Source organism: Lysinibacillus sp. NPDC056220, from assembly GCF_049315265.1.
In the GTDB taxonomy this organism is placed as follows: domain Bacteria; phylum Bacillota; class Bacilli; order Bacillales_A; family Planococcaceae; genus Lysinibacillus; species Lysinibacillus pinottii.
The window spans coordinates 41,824-62,584 of record NZ_JBMOXD010000009.1 but is presented as its reverse complement, the minus strand read 5'-3'; the positions used below and the strand labels follow the sequence as shown (position 1 = coordinate 62,584).

General features: G+C 37.6%; 17 protein-coding genes. 13 read left to right on the top strand and 4 right to left on the bottom strand.

Going from position 1 to position 20,761, the window contains the following annotated elements:
* The first annotated feature begins 229 nt into the window (after positions 1–229).
* On the top strand, positions 230–2,227 hold the full coding sequence (locus ACOZBY_RS19665; protein ID WP_422762619.1) for a methyl-accepting chemotaxis protein: 1,998 nt from the start codon (positions 230–232) through the stop codon (positions 2,225–2,227).
* 47 nt (positions 2,228–2,274) lie between these two features.
* Here ACOZBY_RS19665 and ACOZBY_RS19660 read toward each other — a convergent pair whose 3' ends face one another.
* A complete protein-coding gene (locus ACOZBY_RS19660) occupies positions 2,275–3,453 on the bottom strand; it encodes a serine-tRNA(Ala) deacylase AlaX (RefSeq protein ID WP_031418091.1) in 1,179 nt (392 codons plus the stop codon).
* A gap of 156 nt (positions 3,454–3,609) precedes the next feature.
* On the opposite strand from ACOZBY_RS19660, the gene ACOZBY_RS19655 reads away from it, so the two are divergent.
* The 7 genes from ACOZBY_RS19655 (at position 3,610) to ACOZBY_RS19625 (ending at position 10,292) form a co-directional block, all read left to right on the top strand.
* Positions 3,610–3,897 (top strand): DUF6509 family protein, encoded by a 288-nt coding sequence (locus ACOZBY_RS19655; protein ID WP_031418093.1) that lies wholly within the window; start codon positions 3,610–3,612, stop codon positions 3,895–3,897.
* Positions 3,898–4,150: 253 nt separating this feature from the next.
* On the top strand, positions 4,151–5,296 hold the full coding sequence (locus tag ACOZBY_RS19650; RefSeq protein ID WP_031418095.1) for a VanZ family protein: 1,146 nt from the start codon (positions 4,151–4,153) through the stop codon (positions 5,294–5,296).
* Between the two features lie 13 nt (positions 5,297–5,309).
* Positions 5,310–6,644 (top strand): FAD-dependent oxidoreductase, encoded by a 1,335-nt coding sequence (locus ACOZBY_RS19645; RefSeq protein WP_012292454.1) that lies wholly within the window; start codon positions 5,310–5,312, stop codon positions 6,642–6,644.
* A gap of 17 nt (positions 6,645–6,661) precedes the next feature.
* Positions 6,662–7,135, top strand: coding sequence for a glutathione peroxidase (locus ACOZBY_RS19640; RefSeq protein WP_036160600.1), 474 nt, complete (start codon positions 6,662–6,664; stop codon positions 7,133–7,135).
* Positions 7,136–7,308: 173 nt separating this feature from the next.
* Entirely contained in the window at positions 7,309–8,076 is a 768-nt protein-coding gene (locus ACOZBY_RS19635; RefSeq protein ID WP_012292456.1) for an ABC transporter ATP-binding protein, read from the top strand.
* On the top strand, positions 8,063–9,931 hold the full coding sequence (locus ACOZBY_RS19630; protein ID WP_012292457.1) for an ABC transporter permease: 1,869 nt from the start codon (positions 8,063–8,065) through the stop codon (positions 9,929–9,931). The genes ACOZBY_RS19635 and ACOZBY_RS19630 overlap by 14 nt, the downstream gene beginning before the upstream one ends.
* Position 9,932: 1 nt before the next feature.
* Positions 9,933–10,292, top strand: coding sequence for a YxeA family protein (locus ACOZBY_RS19625; RefSeq protein WP_012292458.1), 360 nt, complete (start codon positions 9,933–9,935; stop codon positions 10,290–10,292).
* A 25-nt stretch (positions 10,293–10,317) separates the two neighbouring features.
* On the opposite strand, the gene ACOZBY_RS19620 is transcribed toward ACOZBY_RS19625, so the two are convergent.
* Positions 10,318–11,706: a sensor histidine kinase gene (locus ACOZBY_RS19620; RefSeq protein WP_422762618.1), complete on the bottom strand. Its 1,389-nt coding sequence runs from the start codon at positions 11,704–11,706 to the stop codon at positions 10,318–10,320.
* Positions 11,703–12,425: a response regulator transcription factor gene (locus ACOZBY_RS19615; protein WP_422762617.1), complete on the bottom strand. Its 723-nt coding sequence runs from the start codon at positions 12,423–12,425 to the stop codon at positions 11,703–11,705. Before ACOZBY_RS19615 ends, ACOZBY_RS19620 begins: the two co-directional genes overlap by 4 nt.
* A 214-nt stretch (positions 12,426–12,639) precedes the next feature.
* On the opposite strand from ACOZBY_RS19615, the gene ACOZBY_RS19610 reads away from it, so the two are divergent.
* The 4 genes from ACOZBY_RS19610 (at position 12,640) to ACOZBY_RS19595 (ending at position 17,139) form a co-directional block, all read left to right on the top strand.
* A complete protein-coding gene (locus tag ACOZBY_RS19610; RefSeq protein WP_031418105.1) occupies positions 12,640–13,254 on the top strand; it encodes a PH domain-containing protein in 615 nt (204 codons plus the stop codon).
* A gap of 121 nt (positions 13,255–13,375) precedes the next feature.
* Positions 13,376–14,731: an acetamidase/formamidase family protein gene (locus ACOZBY_RS19605; RefSeq protein WP_012292462.1), complete on the top strand. Its 1,356-nt coding sequence runs from the start codon at positions 13,376–13,378 to the stop codon at positions 14,729–14,731.
* A 192-nt stretch (positions 14,732–14,923) separates the two neighbouring features.
* On the top strand, positions 14,924–15,478 hold the full coding sequence (locus tag ACOZBY_RS19600; protein WP_012292463.1) for an HPP family protein: 555 nt from the start codon (positions 14,924–14,926) through the stop codon (positions 15,476–15,478).
* Positions 15,479–15,693: 215 nt separating this feature from the next.
* Positions 15,694–17,139 (top strand): hypothetical protein, encoded by a 1,446-nt coding sequence (locus ACOZBY_RS19595; protein WP_227256957.1) that lies wholly within the window; start codon positions 15,694–15,696, stop codon positions 17,137–17,139.
* Between the two features lie 46 nt (positions 17,140–17,185).
* Here ACOZBY_RS19595 and ACOZBY_RS19590 read toward each other — a convergent pair whose 3' ends face one another.
* On the bottom strand, positions 17,186–18,370 hold the full coding sequence (locus ACOZBY_RS19590) for a CaiB/BaiF CoA transferase family protein (protein WP_031418107.1): 1,185 nt from the start codon (positions 18,368–18,370) through the stop codon (positions 17,186–17,188).
* A gap of 486 nt (positions 18,371–18,856) precedes the next feature.
* On the opposite strand from ACOZBY_RS19590, the gene ACOZBY_RS19585 reads away from it, so the two are divergent.
* Entirely contained in the window at positions 18,857–20,434 is a 1,578-nt protein-coding gene (locus ACOZBY_RS19585; RefSeq protein ID WP_422762616.1) for a sensor domain-containing diguanylate cyclase, read from the top strand.
* Positions 20,435–20,761 lie beyond the last annotated feature (327 nt).

The following is a 20,761-nucleotide window of genomic DNA, read 5'->3' as shown; positions in this document are numbered from 1 at the left end:
ATCCATTAAAGCCAATGAATTTTGTCAATCAATAGCGAAAGATACCGATAACTTAGAAAAATGTAGAAAATTGTTAGCACTATAACAATAGGGAAAATGGTATTATTATACATTAATTAATCTTATTGGAAAAGTTTTGTTGACTTCTTCTTTTGCTGACTTTACTCTGAAAGTAATGCATAAATAACTGAATTTTATAGCTAAAAATGGAAGAAGTGAGAATAAGGAAATGTGGATAAAAGGAATTGGCGGTAAATTAGTCGTTGCAATTATTGCTCTTGTATTTGTGACGTGTGGAACGCTGGGACTGTCTACTTGGATAAATAGTACTAAGGCAATGAATGAACAAGTGGAAACAAACTTGGTTTCTAGAGCTGGGGATGTTTCACAATACATAGAAGAACATTTTCAATTAACATTAGTAGAGGTTGAGGCAATAGCAGAGCAAGAGGCTGTACGTAGTATGGATTTTGAAAAGCAAAAACAATATTTATCGAAACGTCTTGCGGATAATAAAAACTACCTTGGCTTTGGTATTATTAAAGCTGATGGAGTAGCCCATTATTTGGATGATACAACTGCTGATTTAGGTGATCGTGATTATGTAAAGGAAGGCTTTACGGGTAATTCAGTTATGTCTGAAATTACGATTAGCCGCGTAACTGGTGAACCTGTTATTTTAATTGTGTCTCCAATCGACACTGTGTCAGGTGAGAAAGCATTATTACTAGCCCGTATAGATGGTTATTATTTATCCAATATTGTCGAGGATATTAAAGTTGGAAACCGTGGGTACGCATTTATGTTAGACGCTAACGGAACCATCATTGGACATAATAATCACTCCTATGTGAAAGAGCAAAATAACCCCATTAAGGAAGCGGAAGAAACAGGTGTAATGACTGGTAGAGCATTGGCTGCTAAAGAGATGATTGCAAATAAAAGTGGTTATTTTTCTTTTGAAACAGAGGATGCAGGTACTAACTTGATGGGCTACCATACGCTTGATAATGGTTGGAAAATGGGAGTTGTAGCTTTAGAAAATGAGATGTTTTCAGGGCTTTCTAAGCTCAAGACGAACTTTATTGTCACAACTATTATTGTCTCATTATTAGGGCTAATCATTTCGTTTGCTATTTCACGATCTGTTAGTAGACCGCTTCGTCATGTTCTTCGCATTAGTGAAGGCTTATCAGAGGGTGACTTTACACAAGAGATTCCTGAAAAATATTTAAAACGCATTGATGAGATGGGGACAATGTCGCGTGCATTGGATCGCATGACTGATAATATGCGGGAAATGATAGCAAAGGTGAGCCATGAAGCTACTACTGTGAATGAAGCTTCTTGTGACTTAATGGGAGATGTCATGGCTGTAACAAAACATTCTGAACAAATAGCAGGTGCCATAAATGAAGTAGATAGAGGAGCACAAAGCCAAACCGTGATGGCAGAGGAAAGTGCATCTGCTATGGAGCAAATGGCTTTAGGGATACAAAATGTAGCTGAAGTAGCCTCAACCATTGCTTCAAATACAGATTTTATTTCCCAGAAAATTAGTGAAAGTAATCATGCTGTCCAACAATCAATTTGTCGGATGAATGAAATTCAGGAAGGGACTACTGCTGAGCTGATGATTATTCATAAATTAGAAAAGGAGTCTGAGGAAATAAACTTAATTTCTAATATGATTACAGCTATTTCTGAACAAACAAATTTATTAGCACTTAATGCATCTATTGAAGCTGCACGAGCTGGAGATGCAGGTAAGGGCTTTGCAGTTGTGGCAGAAGAGGTTCGCAAGCTATCAGAGCAAACAGCCGAGTCTGCTACTAAAATTAATGTGTTAATTGAACGAGTTCAATCGTACACCTTAGAAGTCGTGAAGGCAGCAGAATCAGGTGAAGATAACGTGGAACGCGGATTAGCATCCATTGAGGCAGTGGGCGAACGCTTTGAGGAAATAGTTCGAGCTGTTGGGGAAATAGCTGGCCAAGTTGAAGAAATGAATGCTTCAGCTGAACAAATGTCTGCCAATACTGAGGAAGTTTCAGCTTCTATGGAAGAAATGGCTGCCACTGCACATGCTGCAAGTGATTATGTACATGAGGTAACAGATGCCACAACAGAACAGTTAAAAACAGTTACAACGATGAATAATCAAACTGAAAAACTGTCAGAAATGGCGAAACGTTTATATGAGGCCATTCAAACATTTAAATATTAAAGAAGAGGAGCTGTCCAATTTTGGCAGCTCCTCTTTGGTTAGCGGGCTTAAATGTTTTGTATAGCTTCTAAAAGTTCTTCTTTAGAAATAATACATTCACCGCCTCCTTGTACCATTTGATCGCTTCCACCACCCTTACCATTAATGAGCGGTAATGCCTTTTCAGCAATAGCCTTCATGCTTTTAGATACATTTTTCCCTCTAGCTGCAACGAACTGTAGCTTGCCTTCACTTTCAGAAACAAGCAAAGTGATCATGTCGTCATGTTCAGAAACAATGGTACGAGCTAATTTTTGTAGTTCTTGCATAGTTCGTTGTTGAAAAGCAGCCGTCACAAGATTTCCGCTATTTGAAACGAGTGCTTTTGCTTCGTAGGTTAATAGCTCCTCTTTGGCTGCAACAAGTGCTCTTTCTGTATGTTTCTGAGCGCTTAGTATTTTAGTGAGGGCTGTAGCAGCTTCTACTTCAGGAACGCTTAGCTGGCGAGCTACATCGCCTAATACTTTTTTACGCATAGCAAGTTCATGCAAAACACGTTGTCCACAAACAAATGATACGCGAACATTGCCCTTCATTTTTTCAGTACCTAGAATTTTTATGGCATTGACCTGCCCAGTAGATGTTGGATGAGTGCCACCACAGCCGTTGTAATCATAGTTAGGAATGATAACAAGTCGAATATCTCCGGCCACTGCAACCTCTTTACGCAGATGATAATGGACCAGTTCATTTTCTGTAATCCATGTAGTTTCAATTGGACGATTTTCCAAAATGACTTCATTAGCTCGTGCTTCGGCTGCAGCAAGCTGTTGTTCCGTCAAAGTATCGACAGCAATATCAATTGTGACGTGCTCGCTTCCTAGATGAAAACTAACCGTCTGAGCATCAAAAAGTTCTACAAATGCGGCTGTTAAAATATGCTGACCAGCATGTTGCTGCATATGGTCGAATCGTCTAGACCAATTTAATGTGCCGTGCACAATGCCTTTCAACTCCGATATATCACCCTGCATGTAATGACGAATCTCTTCTCCGTTTTTCTCTACATCTATGACGTCAATTCCATTCAATGTTCCAGTATCATGGGGTTGTCCTCCGCCAGTTGGATAAAATGCAGTATTAGATAATACAACATAATGACGACCTAATTCGTCGATTTCTTTACTAACAATATGAGCATCAAACTCACGTAACATAACGTCCTGATAATATAATAAATTTTTCAAGAAAAAGCCTCCTTTTATGTAGATACGGTTTATGCAGGGTTGATTCCATTTTATTTTGGCATAATTACTTACAGGTGTATATGGCTTTTCTAGTTGACCCATGCTGAAATTGATTTAATATAGAAAGGAACAGCTAAAGATAAAGGAGCTAGTATGATGGAAATTACACAATTCTCAATGGAAGAAATTTTAGACCCAACCAATATTATGGAAGGGAAGCGGTACGAATTTATTTTAGATATTGAAATTGATGAAGAAGATGAGCTATATCACGAAGCAGGTATTGAAATTCGTGTTCTCATTGGTGAAAAGGCAGAGGAGCCCTATATTTTAAACTACTTCATAATGGAAAAGGCAGAGGGTGAATACTTAGATTTTGCTCTAGAGGATGATGAGCTAGAAGAAATTTTAGTATTTTGTAAAGAGGAAATAGCAAAGGCATAGAACGAAACAGGTAGAGAGTATATTCTTTACCTGTTTTTTTATTTGATGAAGTAGAGGCCTTTATCTTCCAAAATGCTTTATGGACAATGGATTTATGTTGGTGTGATTAACATCGCACTAATCAAAAATCTGGGGTGAAGGGACGGACTTAAGGATAATGTAAGCTTATTGATATATTCTCGTAGAGTGAGGGAATTAAACTGAGTTTTAGGTTTCATCAATTCGGGCAATTTAAATAGAGAGGTGCTTATCTATGTCAACTTACACGCAATCCATTCTTATTGCATTTTTTATAACGATTATTTTATCATTTGTTCTTTTTATTCCATGGCTTATTTATACGTATCGAAAATATAGTTATTTGTCTATGTCTAAAACCATTATTATGTTCTCCTTTATTTTTTACTTTTTATCTGCACTTTGTTTAGTATTACTTCCGTTCCCATCTACAAGGGATACTTGCTCACTTCAATCGCCAGATACAGTCCATACAAATTTACGACTATTTCAATTTATTGAGGATATTTTAAAGGGTAGTGGTGTTGTCTTAACCAGTCCATCGACATGGCTTGTTATCACGAAACAGCAAGCATTTTATCAAGCGTTTTTTAATTTCTTATTATTGATGCCATTTGGTGTGTACTTACGATATTTTCTTCAAGAAAGAAGGTACTGGAAACGTGCATTTTTATTAAGCTTTTTGCTAACATTGTTTTATGAGATCACACAAAGAACAGGTATTTATGGCATTTTTAATTGTGCCTATCGCATATTTGATGTGGATGATTTATTGCTAAACAGCGTAGGTGCATTACTAGGTTTCTTTTTAGCTCCTATCGTGTGGGCACTATTTCCTTCTCATGAAGAAGTCGAGGCTAAAGCTGCTGAAATGGAAAAAAGTGATATTGTAAAACCAATATCTGTTTTACTGGCATTAGTCATTGATTTATTTATAGTTCAGGTGATTTGGTTCATTATTGGCACTCTAACTGGGTATAGTGGCACTTTCGAATTCTTAGTCATTATTGCACTATATATGGCCATCTTTGGCTTCATACCAAGTTTAATGAATGGTGCAACGTTGGGTATGAAAATTATGCGCTTTACAATGGTCAATAAGAAAGGCAAAAGTATTGTAAGACAATCCTGGAAACGCTGTATAGCAATTGTTGCTACAGTATTGCTATCTGAGGCCATTACAACGGTCGGTAACATTCAATTAGATATGGATTCACCATTCTATGTTCTGCAAATTGTCATTTCTTTACTAGCCTCATTAGGAGGTTTTGCACTTACAATGATAATAGCTATTCATGTTATACGCGTCATTGTAAGCGGAGGAAAGCGTCGTTTGTATATCGATCAATATGCTGATTTGATGGCAACAAAGAAAAAATAAGGGGGCAAGTGGAATGAAATACGTCATCATTGGGGGAGATGCTGCAGGTATGTCTGCAGCTATGGAGATCTATCGTAATGTACCAGGAGCGGAAATAACGACTTTAGAACGTGGTTTTATTTATTCATATGGACAATGTGGATTGCCGTATGTTGTAGATGGTCGTATTTCATCAACCAAACGCTTGATTGCAAGAGATGTTGAAACTTTTCGGGGTAAATATGGCATCGATGCACGAGTAGGCTATGAGGTGGAAAAGGTAGATATAGAGAATAAGGTTGTTTCAGGTATACAGGCAAGTGGCGAAGTATTCGAGATTTCCTATGATAAGCTGCTTATAGCAACAGGGGCCGACCCAGTTGTACCTGTCAGAAGTGGAGTCAATCTAGAAGGAATCCACACCGTCAAAACAATCCCTCAGTTAGAAGATTTAATGGCTGATTTAACACCTGATATTGAACAGGTAACTATTATCGGCGGGGGCTATATCGGATTAGAAATGGCTGAAACATTACAAACCTGTGGGAAAAAGGTAAGACTTGTTCAACGAGGAAGCCATGTGGCAAAGATTTTAGATGAAGAACTTGCTCAACATGTTCATGAAGAAGCAAAAAAGAACAATGTAGAGCTTTTATTAAATACAGATGTAGAAGCATTTGAAGGAAATAAACGAGTTGAACGGGTCATCACAAATAATGGCATCTTAGAAACAGATTTAGTCATTGTTGCATCAGGTATTAGACCAAATACAAAGTTTTTAGAAGGCACTGGTATAGCTTTTGCAAAAAATGGGGCAATTATCGTCAATCGTCATTTAGAAACTTCCGTAGAGAATGTTTATGCGGCAGGAGATTGTGCCACTCATTTTAACATTGTGAAGGAGCGTATAGATTATATTCCTTTGGGAACAACTGCCAATAAACAGGGCAGGCTAGCAGGACTTAATATGTCTGGAAAGTTTGCACCGTTTAGAGGGATTGTCGGGACATCTATTTTAAAATTTTTCAACTTAACAATTGCTACAACTGGTATAAATGAACGCCATGCAAAAGAGCTTGGCTTTGATTACGAGGCCTTTAAATTATCAGCTCGCCATATTGCGGGCTATTATCCAGGTGCACAACGTATGTATATTAAGGTAGTTGTACGTAAACGAGATCAGTTGCTATTGGGTGCACAAATTGTTGGGCCAGCTGGTGTTGATAAGCGTATTGATGTGTTTGCAACGGCATTGTATAGTAAAATGACATTACCTGATTTGCTAGACTTAGATTTAGCTTATGCACCACCATTTAACGGTGTGTGGGATCCTTTACAGCAGGTAGCGAGAATGAATGGACGTTTATAAATAGGAGGTATAGAGCAATGAGTATTTATGATATTAACGTGACTTTAGAAGATGGTACTGACTATAGCCTAGAGCGATATAAAGGGAAGCCAATGTTAATTGTCAATACTGCTTCAAAATGTGGCTTTACACCACAATTCGAAGAATTAGAAGGTCTCTTTGAAAAATATCAGGATGAAGGTCTTGTTGTACTAGGTTTCCCGTCCAATCAATTCAAGCAAGAGCTGGCCACTGCTGAAGAAGCTGCTTCACAATGTCGGCTGGAATATGGGGTAACCTTCCCGATGCATAAAATCGTTAAGGTGAATGGTAAGGAAGCGCATCCGATTTTTGATTATCTCACTTCTCATTCTAAAGGGTTTTTAGGCAACAGCATTAAATGGAATTTCACCAAATTCTTAGTGAATCGAGATGGCGAGGTTGTTGGACGCTACGCATCGGCAGATAAACCAAGTAGTTTTGAAGATGATATTAAAAAAGTTTTAGCATAATAGTTAGAAGGATTCATGCACAGACTGTGTATGAATCTTTTTTTATTAATTAAAGCAGTAAAAACACGTTCATTGATTGAGAATAGATGATTTAAGGTTGCTGTAAGCTTACGACAATTTTGCTGTAAGTTTGAGGGCGTATACTAAAGTCAGAAAGAAGAGGAGGAGCGTATATGACGCCATTATTAAAGGTACAAAACGTTGAGAAAACATACGGCAAGGGCGCTAATACTTTTACAGCGTTATCTAATATATCATTTGAAGTAAAAAAAGGTGAATTTGTGGGCGTAATGGGTCCTTCAGGGGCTGGGAAATCTACGCTTCTCAATGTGTTAGCTACAATCGATACACCAACGACTGGTGAAATAATTATCGGTGATACGAACTTAGCACGTATGAAAGATGCTGAATTAGCGGATTTTCGTCGTGATAACTTAGGATTTATATTCCAAGACTATAACTTACTTGATTCTTTGACAGTACGAGAAAATATAGTTTTGCCACTGGCTATTGCAAAGATGCCAACAAAGGCTATTAGCGCTAGAGTCGACCGTATTGCTTCATTGTTCGGCATTAGTGATTTACTAGATAAATATCCTTATCAAATATCGGGTGGACAAAAACAACGTACAGCTTCGTCACGCGCGTTAGTAACAGAGCCAAAATTAATCTTTGCTGATGAGCCTACGGGTGCACTTGATTCAAAATCAGCAACTGATTTGCTGGAAAGCTTAAGTGACTTAAATCAATCTCAGGCAGCTACCATTATGATGGTTACCCATGATGCTTTTGCAGCGAGTTTCTGTCAGCGAATACTATTTATTCAGGATGGGCAGTTATCCAAGGAAATTCATCGTGGGACTCTAACAAGGAAACAATTTTTCCAAGAGATCTTACAGGTGCTGTCAAGCATCGGGGGTGGAGTAAATGACGTTATTTAGTTTAGCGCGTAAAAATATTCAGCGTAATTTGTCCAACTATTTTTTATATATTGCCTCGATGGTATTTAGTATCGTCATTTATTTTACATTTGTGACATTGAAATATAATGATGATCTTTCAGCCTTAAAACAATCCTCTCAGCAAATTAAAGGGTTGATGAGTGCATCGTCTGTAGTCTTATTGTTCTTCATTGTCATCTTTATGGCATATTCGAATTCATTTTTTATGAAGAAACGAAAAAAGGAAGTAGCACTCTATTCACTATTAGGCGTGCGAAAGCAAAAGATCGGCCTCTTGCTCTTCTTTGAGAATCTAGTCATTGGGTTAGTCTCTCTAGTATTGGGGATCGTTTTAGGATTCTTTATGTCACAAGGATTGTTAATGATATTAGTCCGACTCATGGGGTATGAAATTGTTGGAAACCTGACATTTTCGATAGAGGCACTGGTGAATACAACAGTCATTTTTACAGTATTGTTTTTATTCACGTCGTTACAAGGCTATCGTGTTATTTATCAATTCAAATTGATTGACTTATTTCATGCAGAAAAACAGGGTGAACAAATTCCCCGTGCCTCTTTAGTAGCTGCGGTTTTAGGAACTGCACTCATCGCATTTGGATATTATACAGCTGCGTCTGATATGTTTACGAGTGAAATTTGGCGATTCTTCACGGTTTTAGGTACGCCACTAATGGTCATTGGCGTAACGATCGTGGGGACATATCTTTTATTCCATAGTGTAAGTGTTTTTGTGTTAACAGCTTTAAAAAGAGCCACATCTTGGTCTTGGAAAGGTTTAAATTTAATTGGGGTTTCTCAGTTATTGTATCGTATTCGCGCAAATGCTAAATCATTGTCGATTATTGCCATTTTAAGTGCCACGACAATTACAGCAGGCGGTGGCGTTTTCGGTATGTATTATAATGCAGAAGCAACTGTACGTCAGATGCTGCCAAATACATTTATGTGGAAAGGCGATCCCGTTGATTTTTCACAGAAAGACGTTATCTATAATGAATCACTGTCTGTGAAAAACTTACGTGTCGATAATGAATTTTCATTTTTCGAATATACATTACTTAAGGAATCTGATTATAATCGTTTAGCAAAATTACAAGGTAAGGATCAAAACTTGCATATTGCTGATGGATCGACGGTGTTGCTGGATGCCGCATATGATGAAAGATTTTCGCATGATTTTACTGGGGAAAACTTTAAGTTAAAGAATGGTGATTCTTTCCATGTAGAAAAAATGTACACAGAGAGCGTTCTAAACTTTATTCCTGCGGGAACGGTACTTGTCGTGAATGATCAAGAGTTTGCTGCGACTAATGCAGAAGAGATAAAGATGCAGGCTATTGGATTAGACAATGATTTGAAACAACAGGTCGTTTCACAAGACATTATCAAGCAATTGTCGACAGAACAACAAGAATCCTTCTCTAGTGTTCCTCAAAGCTATGAGGATAGTATAGCAACTGTAGGAGCATTACTGTTTGTGGGTAGCTTCCTTGGACTAGTTTTTCTAGCGGCAACCGGTAGTATAATTTATTTCAAAATTTTAACGGAAGCTGAGGAAGATCAGGCGAAATATGCGATTTTAAATAAAATTGGTGTCAACAGTAAGCAAATCTTAAAGACTGTAGCAGGACAAGTAGCTGTTATCTTTAGTGCACCACTTATCGTAGGTATTGTGCATAGTGCATTTGCGTTACTAGCATTTTCACAGTTATTTGGTATGAATATTACGAAGCCAGTAATATTATGGATGATTGCATATTCAGCTATTTACTTCATCTATTATATTTTTACTGTACGTTCGTTCTACAAAATTGTAAGACAGGGGAATTAATATGAAAAAAGTATTTTTTGGAATAGGTGCATTGCTTATCTTATTTGTAGCAGGGTTAGTTGTATTGATGACTGTAGACTTTAACCGTTTAAATAAAGACACTTACTATGTCCATATCACGGCTGATGGTGAGGTAGAGGAGTATAAGGCAAGTAACGGTGAAATTTTTAAAATGTATTGGTATGAGCTTCCTGCCTACAATAAAAATGGCAAAGAAAAGACATTAAAGTTCTCAGCTCATAAAAATTTACGCCATGATGCTTATTTAAAGCTTTATGTTAAAAAAGAGACGGAAGTCACTTCCTATGATGAGGTGAAATTCCACGAGGTACCTAATAAAGCGCAAGATCAAATGAAATAGCTAAAAGGAGCATTCACTAGTCAAACTAGTGCTGCTCCTTTTTTAAATTAATGGAAACGATTGTACCCTTTCCTTTTTCAGAGGTTATAGTAACAAAGCCTCCATGGGCCTCAATAATATCTCTAGCAATGGCGGTCCCTAAGCCAGTACCAGCCGTATTGTCGGTATTGGTGCCGCGGTAATAGCGCTCAAAAATATGCTCTAAATCCTCTGAGGAGATACCCTTTCCATTATCTTCTATCGTAATGGAATCTTTATCGACAGACACATGGACAGATACATCAGGTGTATTATGAAGCAGGGCGTTGTGTAAAAAGTTTATGATCGCTCTGTGCATAAAATGTTCGTCAATGAGCTGGTGATGGTTCTCTGAGATTGCTTCAAAGTCTATATTGGCAAGTTCAAACTGTGGTGTATTTAATGTATCAATTACAATTTCCCGAATAAATGGCACCATGTTCACTTCTTTTAAAGTGAGCGGGAGCTGCTGATGTCTTAAGCGCATCGTTAAATTTAAGTCATCAAGCAGATTTTGCATATGCAATGACTGTTTCTCGATAATTTGTGCATACTCGGCCTTTTCTTGAGAGGTGAGTGTCTCGTCATCTAAAAGCTCTGCATATCCCCGAATAGAGGCAAGCGGTGTTTTCATATCATGAGAGACATTGCTAATCCATTCCTCGCGCATCAGTTCAAGACGCTTGCGTTCCTGCTCATGTGCAGCGAGTTCCCTGGATACTTCATTTAAATTTTCAAAAACAGTTTTATATACACCACCAGGCGTTTTAACTGGCTGATGCTCATGATTTTTTAAATGACGAATGCGTTCGATCAAGGCATAGAGAGGCGTCGTTAGCGTACGACCAAATAGCCAGCCGACCAATGCAGCGACTATTAAATCAGCAATAACAATGAATAACCCGAATTTACCAACAAACTGTAAAAAAGAGGTGCCAGAAATATGCATGACTAATCTCTCAACTTCACTCCCTTTTACACCAACTAGATAACTAATCTCATCCTTGACTCCTACATAAACCGTCGTATCAGCATCAAATTCTTTATATTTGTACACTTGTATCAAATCAACGGGTGCGTAATGGGAAGGTGCTTCCTCTGGGGCAAAATGAGAATCAATGACTTGACCATTCACATCAAGTAATTGAATCCAAGCATTTCGCATATGCAACTGTTCTAGTCCTTCTGCACTTATGGAGGTTTCGCCATTTTCTATTTCAATGTACTGCTGAAAATTCCGTACGAAGTCCTCTTCTTTCGATTCAGTCGCTCTATCAGAATCATTATTAAGTTTATACGACAGGAGACCAATGAGAATGGCCGTATTGACGAAAATAACGATGATCACAATGGATAGAACAGAAAAGAGAAAGCGAGCAGTCAATTTCCACTTCATTCTTGCGCCTCTTTTGGTATGATAAACTTATACCCAAGACCTTTTACAGTGGTGATAAAAATAGGTTTAGAGGCATCCTGCTCAATTTTTTCTCGCAAACGTCGAATATGCACCATGACAGTATTATCAGAACCGAAAAAATCTTCTCCCCAAACACGCTCAAAAAGGGTTTCTTTACTTAAAATGCGATGAGGATTGTGCATAAAACATGCCATTAAACCAATTTCCTTAGCTGTTAACTCCAATAAAATCCCATCCTTGTGGACTTCTGTTTCGTCAGCGTTTAGCTGGAAGGGTCCAACTTGTATTGTTTTTTCTGCCATGCCTGAAGTTGTTTCGTGTGTTTGATAACCAACTCTACGTAACTGTGCCTTCACACGATAGGCAACTTCCTTAGGACTAAATGGTTTTGTAATATAATCGTCGCCTCCGATGGCAAGCCCTAAAATTTTATCAATTTCTTCATTTTTAGCAGACATAAAAAGCACAGGTACATGCGATATTTCGCGAATGCGTCTACATAAATCATAGCCTTCTCCATCAGGAAGCATGACATCTAGAAGCACAATATCTGGACTTGTTTGCTGAAAGCTTGTCCAAGCATCGTGAATGGAGCCGGCTGTATAAATTTGTTTATAGCCTTCTTTTTGTAGGCTTACCTTTAGAAGATTAGCTAAATCTGCCTCATCATCCACTACTAATATGGTTGGCTCTTGCATTATTCACACACCCTTTCTTATGATGAATACTTTCTTATCGAAAGAATCCTTATATGTTATGAAAATCATTATAAATGAAATGTACTGGAAAGAGGAAATGAAGTATTACTAATAAAAGCCCTTGTATACTTACATTTAAAATTGAAGATGGAGAAGTGAAACCTTTACAGCTACTAAACGTAAAAAGAGTATAGACAAATGAGGAGGAATGGCAATGTTTAAAAAAATAGCTGCCGATGCATTAGGATTATCGGATATTGGAGTAGTCGTTCAAAGAGAAGACTATGATAAAACTGATGCTGATGATTTTATACTACATGAAATAGATGAAAAAATTTACTTTTTAATTAAAACAAAGGCAGATGAATACTGCTTTACAAATCGTGCTATTCTCCATGTAGATGGCGAAAGCGCTATGAGTAAGAAACGATTACTACGTCGCTATGATTATTCTATGTTCGCCATTACAGATGTTTTTCTCGAAACAGCAGGAACAATTGACCTTGATGTCGAAATTAAGTTTACAATCGGTAATTCTCCACTTTCCATCGACATTCATAAACGCTTTATTGATGACATTAAAGATTTATATAAAGCGCTACATGCGATTAGCTACGAACAAAAGAACAATGCCTATAAGTTAGAAGTAGCAGAAAAAAGCTTACATATTGCTTCTTCATCACTTGGACGAATTGGCAATGATAATATTTCTCCGTCCGCATCATTTGAGGCAATTACCCGCTTTGCAAATACTTGGATGATTGATCATAAAGATCAGTACAAAAAAGAAGATTTCTCACATATTTTTGATTTATATATGAATAATTAACGGTTCAAAGTAGTTTTGCCTGCTACTGAAAGAAGAAAAAAATAGCTCTCTGCAAATGTGGAGAGCGTTTTTTTACATATAACTTCATACATAAAAAGACAAACTAGGAGCGTGACGAAAAATGACAAACGAATTGCATGTGCTTGACAAAGAGGGACTAGAAAGTGACTTTATACAGCAACCGCAAGCCGCTGAGACATTGTTCGTAAATGAGTTCATAGATGGTATTTTAGATCCTTCACAAGAAATGCTTGGACCAGTTAAAGATGGTGGAACAATCATTGCCAATACTACACCTGGATGCTGGGGACCCATGCTAACACCAACTATACGTGGTGGACATGAAGTAACGAAGCCCGTTTTTGTGGAGGGGGCTGAGGTGGGTGACGCGATTGTCATAAAAATTAAGTCTATTCAGGTTACTTCAATGGCCACTTCCTCTGGTCACGATGAGCCCATCACAGATCGCTTTATTGGTGATCCGTTTGTTTCCGTAAAATGTCCAGGTTGTGGCAAGCTCCATCCAAGCACTGTTGTTAAAGGTATAGGACCTCAAGCAATTCGCTGTTCGACATGTGATACAGATACGGCACCATTCAACATGACTAATGGCTACACAATGGCGTTTGATCATAAAGGACATATAGGTGTAACGGTTGGACGAGAGGGTGCCCGTCGTATTGCTCTTGATGCCAAAAATTACATGAGAACGCCCGAAAACTCTATTCAAAATCCTGTTGTAGCATTGGCACCAAGTGACATAGTAGGTGTCATGGCTAGAATGCGTCCATTTTTAGGTCAGCTTGGTACAACCCCTTCAAAGGCAATGCCCGATTCTCATAATGCAGGTGATTTCGGTTCATTCTTAATTGGGGCACCACATGAGTATGCCTTCACACAGGATGAATTGGATTTACATCGTACCGATGGACATATGGATATTAGCAGAGTTCGTGAAGGTGCAACGATTATTTGCCCTGTAAAAGTTCCTGGTGGCGGCATATACATTGGAGATATGCATGCTATGCAGGGAGATGGTGAAATTGCAGGACATACAACTGATGTAGCAGGGATTGTACAGCTTCAAGTTCATGTCTTGAAGAAAGTAGCATTGGAAGGCCCTGTGTTACTACCAAATGAGGAAGATTTACCATATACAGCAAAGCCATTTACAAAGGAAGAAAAACGTCGTGCACGCGAGCTAGCAGAGGAATTCGGTGTAAAACAGATAGAAGAGGCTTTACCCGTATCAATAGTTGGTACTGGCAAAACGTTAAATGAGGCAACTGATAATGCTATTCGCCGTGCATCCAAGCTATTTGAATTACCTGAATCAGAAGTATTGAATAGAGCAACCATCACAGGCTCTATAGAAATTGGTCGTCATCCAGGAGTGGTCACAGCAACTTTCCAAGTACCTAAAACGATACTGAAAAAGGTTCGAATTTTTAAAACGGTGAAAAAACAATACGATTAAAGAATCAATTTGTATGAAGGCAAACTTTCAAGGGTTTGCTTTTTTTGTATGAGTTGTGAGTAGAAAAAGTGAGTATTTGTCGGAAATTTGAAGTTAGAATTGAAATCTTATGATGGGTTGATATAATGATAAAAGTTTAATGTCCACCAAGGTGTAAGTATTAAAATAGAGAAATAGTAAAGTCGGTGCTGAATGTCAGAATTAGTGCGAATAGGAAATAAAATTGAAAAAAAGAATATCGTAAAGCCCTTTCTTTTAAAGATGAAGGGAGGCGGACATGCACCTTCTCGAACAAATTTTGCTGATGCCTTTACAGGAGCGGTAGGAGGCCTAATCTGTATTTTTGTATTGCTTTTGTTAACAAATTATACAGATGCCCCTTGGTTAATGGCATCTCTTGGGGGGAGCTGCGTTCTAGTATTTGTCGTTTGGAATGCGCCATTGTCTCAGCCTCGAAATATTATCGGTGGACATTTGGTTTCTGCATGTATTGGGCTAACGCTGTATTCAACATTAGGTTCGAATATATTGTCCATCAGCCTTGGCGTTGGTTTAACCATATTTTTCATGGCCCTCTTAGGCATTATCCATCCTCCTGCAGGTGCCAATCCTATCATTATTATTCTAGGAGGCTATAGCTGGAGTTACTTAATCCTGCCTGTATTAATTGGAGCAGTCATTATTGTTTTCTTTGGTTTGTTAATTAATAATTTAAGAGAAACACGAAAATATCCACAATTCTGGTGATTAAGATTCCATCTATGAAGTACTCACTTCATAGATGGATTTATTTATTTGCATGTGGCATACCACTATTTTTTTAGCATATGTTAGTTAAGATTTGTTATATTGAAGAAAGAGTGTTAAAAACATGTATTTTAAAGATAGGGGAAGATCTTTGTTGGTCGAACTTGATGGGAGGCTCCAATTGTATGCTGTTGGACTGTGATGAGCAATTATTCATGACATATAAACAAAGTAATGTAGAGGGTGCTGAAAATTTACTTGCAACATGGCTAGAGGCAGAGGTAGATCTGCAAGAAGATCCAAAAATACTTGGTACTTCGCTCTCACCTAAACTATTTTTAGTAAACGAAGAAATGGCTATGAATATTGCCTTTTCCACAGCACGTAAATACTGGGGCCGTGCATCAACAGACATGCAAATGTATTTTGACAAGTACGGGTTAGATGCAAAATTTGTGAATGATCGGCTCAATGCCTTTTTTTACACACAAAAAGGAAAAGAAACTTTTTTTGAACAGCTTTTTGCTCAACATACAATAGATTTGGAACGGTTAATTTGGTTGGTTTTTGGGAAAAGAATGCAGATGGAAATGCCAGTGAATGAGCTACAGACAATTATGTTATATAAATTTCAAGATGAGTATTTAGTGCATATGATGTATAAGGAACATACACCATTTTGGCATTGGCTGTTCACAAAAAAAGTTTATTCACTTTTTATCCACAGACCTTTAGAACAATTCACATTTCTTTATGAAATAATGGGACATTTCGAGCATTCTATGAAAATGAGCTGTGAACATGTGGATAACTTTGTGAATAACTATAAATTGATACTGGATAAGTGTATAACTCATGTGGATAAAAATAAATCTAGCTGTTTGGCTAAGAAACAGCTACGACTTTACCAAATTGTTACACATTATTGCTTATCGGAGGGTGATTATAAACGCGTCAAAGACTTTATTACTTCATTTGAAGCGGAATGGCGCTACTCCATGTATGCTTTAACCGAGAAGGAAAAAGTGTTAATTGCCTATATTTTATTTCATATAGCAAATAGAGAACAGCAAAGTGAAAAAGTTATATATTATGGTGAATATTTATTAGAGGATGAGCGCTTAAATAATTACGCTATTGAAATTCTATTGGAATATAAAGACCTTTTGCCAAATCGTAAACCTACACCACCAGCAATTATAAAAAATTATCAATTAAATTATTTAGAAAACTTATATGCGATTTTACTTGATCATTATGTAAAAGCGACACGCTATGAGGATGGCTTACTACTTTTAAAGGAGCATGTACTAGCGTCTAACAAAAAGATAAATACCTCTTTAGTACAAAAGAATTATAGCAGTGAACAACTAATTGCAATTGAGGCATACGTTCAACAGGATATTGCGCTACAGGTTAACAACTCATTACAGCATATTGGTTTGTCGGTAGAAGAGTGGCGACAGAATTATCGTCAACCGGAAGTACCTTACTATATCGTGGCACAGAGTGCATCCTGGCATATGTTAAATATTTTAAGGGTTTTATTTGTAACGGAGCAGTTTGAGCTTTTTGAGAAATTAATGGAAATCTATAAAAAATATTTATTAATTGATGATCATTTTGAAAATCTACGCGTATTTATTAGTGCCTATGTATAAAAAAAGTGTCTAATACGTCCTTTATCGACGGTATTAGACACTTTTTTTATTCCAAAACGCCTTTATCTTTCAAAGCCTTGATTTGTTCAGTACCATAGCCTAATGAACTTAGAATTTCCTCATTATGCTCACCTAGCTTAGCACCAACATGCTTATATTCTGGTTCAGAGCCATCAAATTTAAGAGGAGAAGCAATTTGTTGTTGTAATGTGCCATCCCCTTTAGGAATGGAAACAATCATTTCTCTTGCCTTTAGCTGCGGATGCTCGCAGGCTTCCGGGAATGTGAGAACAGGCTCCACACAACCTTCAAAATCTTCATTAAATACTTCTAGCCACTCCTCATACGTTTTCGATAAAAATGCATCATGAACAGCCTCTTTAAAGCGAATTTGTGTGTAGTAGGAATCATTGAAAGTATTATCAATCAATTCAGGAATATCGAGTGCTTCACAAAGCAATTTCCGAAATTGAGGCTCTAGACTACCGACTGAGAAGAAGCGACCATCCTTGGTTTTATAAAAATCATAGTAACTGCCACCGTTTAAAATTTCCTGTTCTGGCTGTGGTACACGTCCACCTCCAATAAAGGCAGAACCATACATAGCATTTAGTGAAAATACAGCATCTGTCATGCTAATATCAATGAATTGACCCACACCTGTTTTCTCACGATGAAGGGCAGCGGCCAATACCCCAATTGCAGCATGCATCGTTCCACCTGCAATATCAGCTAGCTGTATTCCCATAGAGACAGGCTTTTTATCTTTATGGCGTGAATAATCAAGGACACCTGCTAATGAAAGGTAATTATTATCATGTCCAGGTCGATTGCTATATGGTCCTGTTTGTCCATAGCCTGTAATCGCACAATAAATTACCCGTGGATTTATTTCTTTAAGCGCTTCGTAGCCGATCCCAAGTCGTTGCATCACCCCTGGTCGGAAACCTTCAATAATTACGTCATATTCTTGTACAAGAGATTTCACAATTTCAATAGCTTCCGATGATTTCAAATTGAGCGTGAGCGATTTTTTAGAGCGATTTAAATGCTGATGGATGTATGCTTCATGATCATCATCGTAAGGAGGCATGATTCTTGTTAAATCAACCCTTTTTGAAGATTCAACATGTATGACATCGGCTCCTAAATCAGCAAAAATCATTGTCGCCATTGGTCCTGGTAGTAATGCAGAAAAATCGAGAATTTTTAATCCCTTTAAAATACCCAAATCTTCCAACCCCTTTTTGTGTAGGCTACACGACCATGCAAGATGGTTGAGTAGCGCTTTTCTCATAATCCCAGTTATGCACAAACTGTAATAATACAGAATATTTAATTTTAATCAGTATTATAACAGAATGGAACTTCCCTTGCCTATGTTATTTTTATTATAGAATAAACAGTTCTACTTTTATATGTCAGAATAACAATAAAAGTAAAAAAATTCCGAATTTAGATGACTAATCAACTGTCAGATAATCGTTGTCAAATATCAGAAAATTTAGCAAAGGGGGATGGACTTGTTAGAGAGAGAAAGTTTACTGTATATCCATATTATTCACCTCTCATTATTGATACAATCCTAGAGATATGTTCTAGTGTTTAAGGGAAGGTGTTTCTTCAGGAATTTCCTTTTCTCAAGATGAGCTGTTGCTTATTATAGGCACTAATTGTTAAAAATTATAAACATACTAACACATTTAGGTGGGAAGTAATGAAATCACTTCAATTAAAATTAAAGCATTTAATTATGGGAGTAGCTATGGCTGCATTCTTCTTTACAATCATAGGTAGTGTTTGGGGCGGGTACAGAATGAATGTTGACTCCATAAAGGAAAATACACTTGAAACAAATCATGTGTATGCGCAAAAATTGGCTTCAACCGCAGATGCCTATCTTCATGAAGCCTTTCAAATTTTAAGCTATAGTGCCAATCAAGTGAGCGAAAATTTAGGTGATGAGCAAATTTTAAATAGGGAAACAGACCGTCTCAGATTACAAAATGAAATGTTTAATTCAGTCGTCATAACAAATGCTGAAGGACTTGTCTTATCCGTATCACCTCCCTCCATTGAAATTAAAGGTGAGGTTTTAACATCTCTTGGCGCTCAAGAGGCATTAGCTAAAAAAATACCACTTGTTTCTAAGCCGTACGAAGCGATGACAGGGCGTCTTATTATTTTTATTTCCCATCCTATATTTTCAGCATCTAACGAGTATTTAGGGATGGTAGCAGGAACGATTTATCTAAAAGAACCAAATGCCTTTAAAACGTTATTAGGAGAACATTATAGTAAGGATGGCTCCTATGTATATGTTGTAGATTCAGATGGACGCGTTATCTATCATCAGGACCCAAGCCGTATCAATGATGTTGTCACAAAAAATAAAGTCGTTCAGGCTGTGATGTCTGGTAAGAGTGGGGTTCAAATCGTTGACAACACAAAAGGAGTGAAAATGCTTGCTGGTTTTAGTTCAGTGTCCTCCACAGGTTGGGGAGTTGTCGCGCAGAAGCCTTTAGAAGTAGCACTGGCTCCTTCCTTCGATAGAGTGCAGGAAGTTATTATTAAATCTGTACCGCTTATGATCGTTTCAGTTGTCATTGTACTTTGGGCAGCGGCTCGTATTGCTAATCCTTTACAACAATTAGCGATGTTAACAGAAGAAAGTCTCGATAAGAAAAATGTAGAAGGTTTAAAATCTGTCAGTGGTTGGTACTTTGAAGCCTATTCGTTAAAGTATGTCTTAATTCGTAGTCTATCGTTTTTACATGGACAGGTTACATTTTTCAAGGATCAATCAACTGTAGATCCATTAACGGGTGTTACCAATCGACGAACGATGGATGCTATGCTGGCGGAGTGGTTTGAGAATAGGGTACCACATGCCATCATTTTGCTAGATTTAGATCACTTTAAAAGCGTGAACGACACATACGGTCATGCTGTTGGCGATAAGGTCCTGCAGTTTTTAGCAAAACATATGCAATCTGTAGCGCGAGAAGGGGATGTATGCTGTCGTTATGGTGGTGAGGAATTTGTGATGCTTCTGCCAAACACAACAGTAATAGAGGCTGAGCAAGTAGCGGAACAATTACGGGGAAATTTAGCTGAGACGGATAGCCCTTGTGGTAGACCAGTAACATTATCCGCAGGTATAGCTTTATATCCTGAAATGGCAGCTACGCCCGAGACATTGATTGAAGCGGCGGATGGAGCCTTGTATGAAGCGAAACAAGCTGGACGTAATCAAGTTAAGGTTGCTGTAAAAAATAAAGTAAAAATTAATTAAAATAAGCTTATATTTTTGATTTTGGGGTAATTGTTTAATGCAAACAACATTTGGGCAAGCTATTTGTAAGTCATTCGTCAAATGACTATAAATCCTGTTCAGATGATATGTAATTCGGGTCACATCTCTCGATCGACTTGACCAGACGTAAGGTTATCCCCCTTTCCCTTATGACACCACAAGTACGACTAGATGTATGCCTATATATCGTGAAAGTCAAGTGAGCACCGATGCTCCTTGGCTTTTTTGTTGTTGGAAAATGCCATAGGAAATTTTTTCAGTAAGACTTGTATGGAACTACTATGTGTATCAATAAATTTACTTGAC

What these genes read in the sequence shown, in the direction of transcription:
- ACOZBY_RS19610 (WP_031418105.1), top strand. Translation starts at nt 12,640, where the DNA reads ATGTTTAAAAAAATAGCTGCCGATGCATTAGGATTATCGGATATTGGA.
- ACOZBY_RS19595 (WP_227256957.1), top strand. Translation starts at nt 15,694, where the DNA reads ATGACATATAAACAAAGTAATGTAGAGGGTGCTGAAAATTTACTTGCA.
- ACOZBY_RS19620 (WP_422762618.1), bottom strand. Translation starts at nt 11,706, where the DNA reads ATGAAGTGGAAATTGACTGCTCGCTTTCTCTTTTCTGTTCTATCCATT.
- ACOZBY_RS19655 (WP_031418093.1), top strand. Translation starts at nt 3,610, where the DNA reads ATGGAAATTACACAATTCTCAATGGAAGAAATTTTAGACCCAACCAAT.
- ACOZBY_RS19650 (WP_031418095.1), top strand. Translation starts at nt 4,151, where the DNA reads ATGTCAACTTACACGCAATCCATTCTTATTGCATTTTTTATAACGATT.
- ACOZBY_RS19665 (WP_422762619.1), top strand. Translation starts at nt 230, where the DNA reads ATGTGGATAAAAGGAATTGGCGGTAAATTAGTCGTTGCAATTATTGCT.
- ACOZBY_RS19600 (WP_012292463.1), top strand. Translation starts at nt 14,924, where the DNA reads ATGTCAGAATTAGTGCGAATAGGAAATAAAATTGAAAAAAAGAATATC.
- ACOZBY_RS19625 (WP_012292458.1), top strand. Translation starts at nt 9,933, where the DNA reads ATGAAAAAAGTATTTTTTGGAATAGGTGCATTGCTTATCTTATTTGTA.
- ACOZBY_RS19585 (WP_422762616.1), top strand. Translation starts at nt 18,857, where the DNA reads ATGAAATCACTTCAATTAAAATTAAAGCATTTAATTATGGGAGTAGCT.
- ACOZBY_RS19615 (WP_422762617.1), bottom strand. Translation starts at nt 12,425, where the DNA reads ATGCAAGAGCCAACCATATTAGTAGTGGATGATGAGGCAGATTTAGCT.
- ACOZBY_RS19645 (WP_012292454.1), top strand. Translation starts at nt 5,310, where the DNA reads ATGAAATACGTCATCATTGGGGGAGATGCTGCAGGTATGTCTGCAGCT.
- ACOZBY_RS19640 (WP_036160600.1), top strand. Translation starts at nt 6,662, where the DNA reads ATGAGTATTTATGATATTAACGTGACTTTAGAAGATGGTACTGACTAT.
- ACOZBY_RS19605 (WP_012292462.1), top strand. Translation starts at nt 13,376, where the DNA reads ATGACAAACGAATTGCATGTGCTTGACAAAGAGGGACTAGAAAGTGAC.
- ACOZBY_RS19635 (WP_012292456.1), top strand. Translation starts at nt 7,309, where the DNA reads ATGACGCCATTATTAAAGGTACAAAACGTTGAGAAAACATACGGCAAG.
- ACOZBY_RS19630 (WP_012292457.1), top strand. Translation starts at nt 8,063, where the DNA reads ATGACGTTATTTAGTTTAGCGCGTAAAAATATTCAGCGTAATTTGTCC.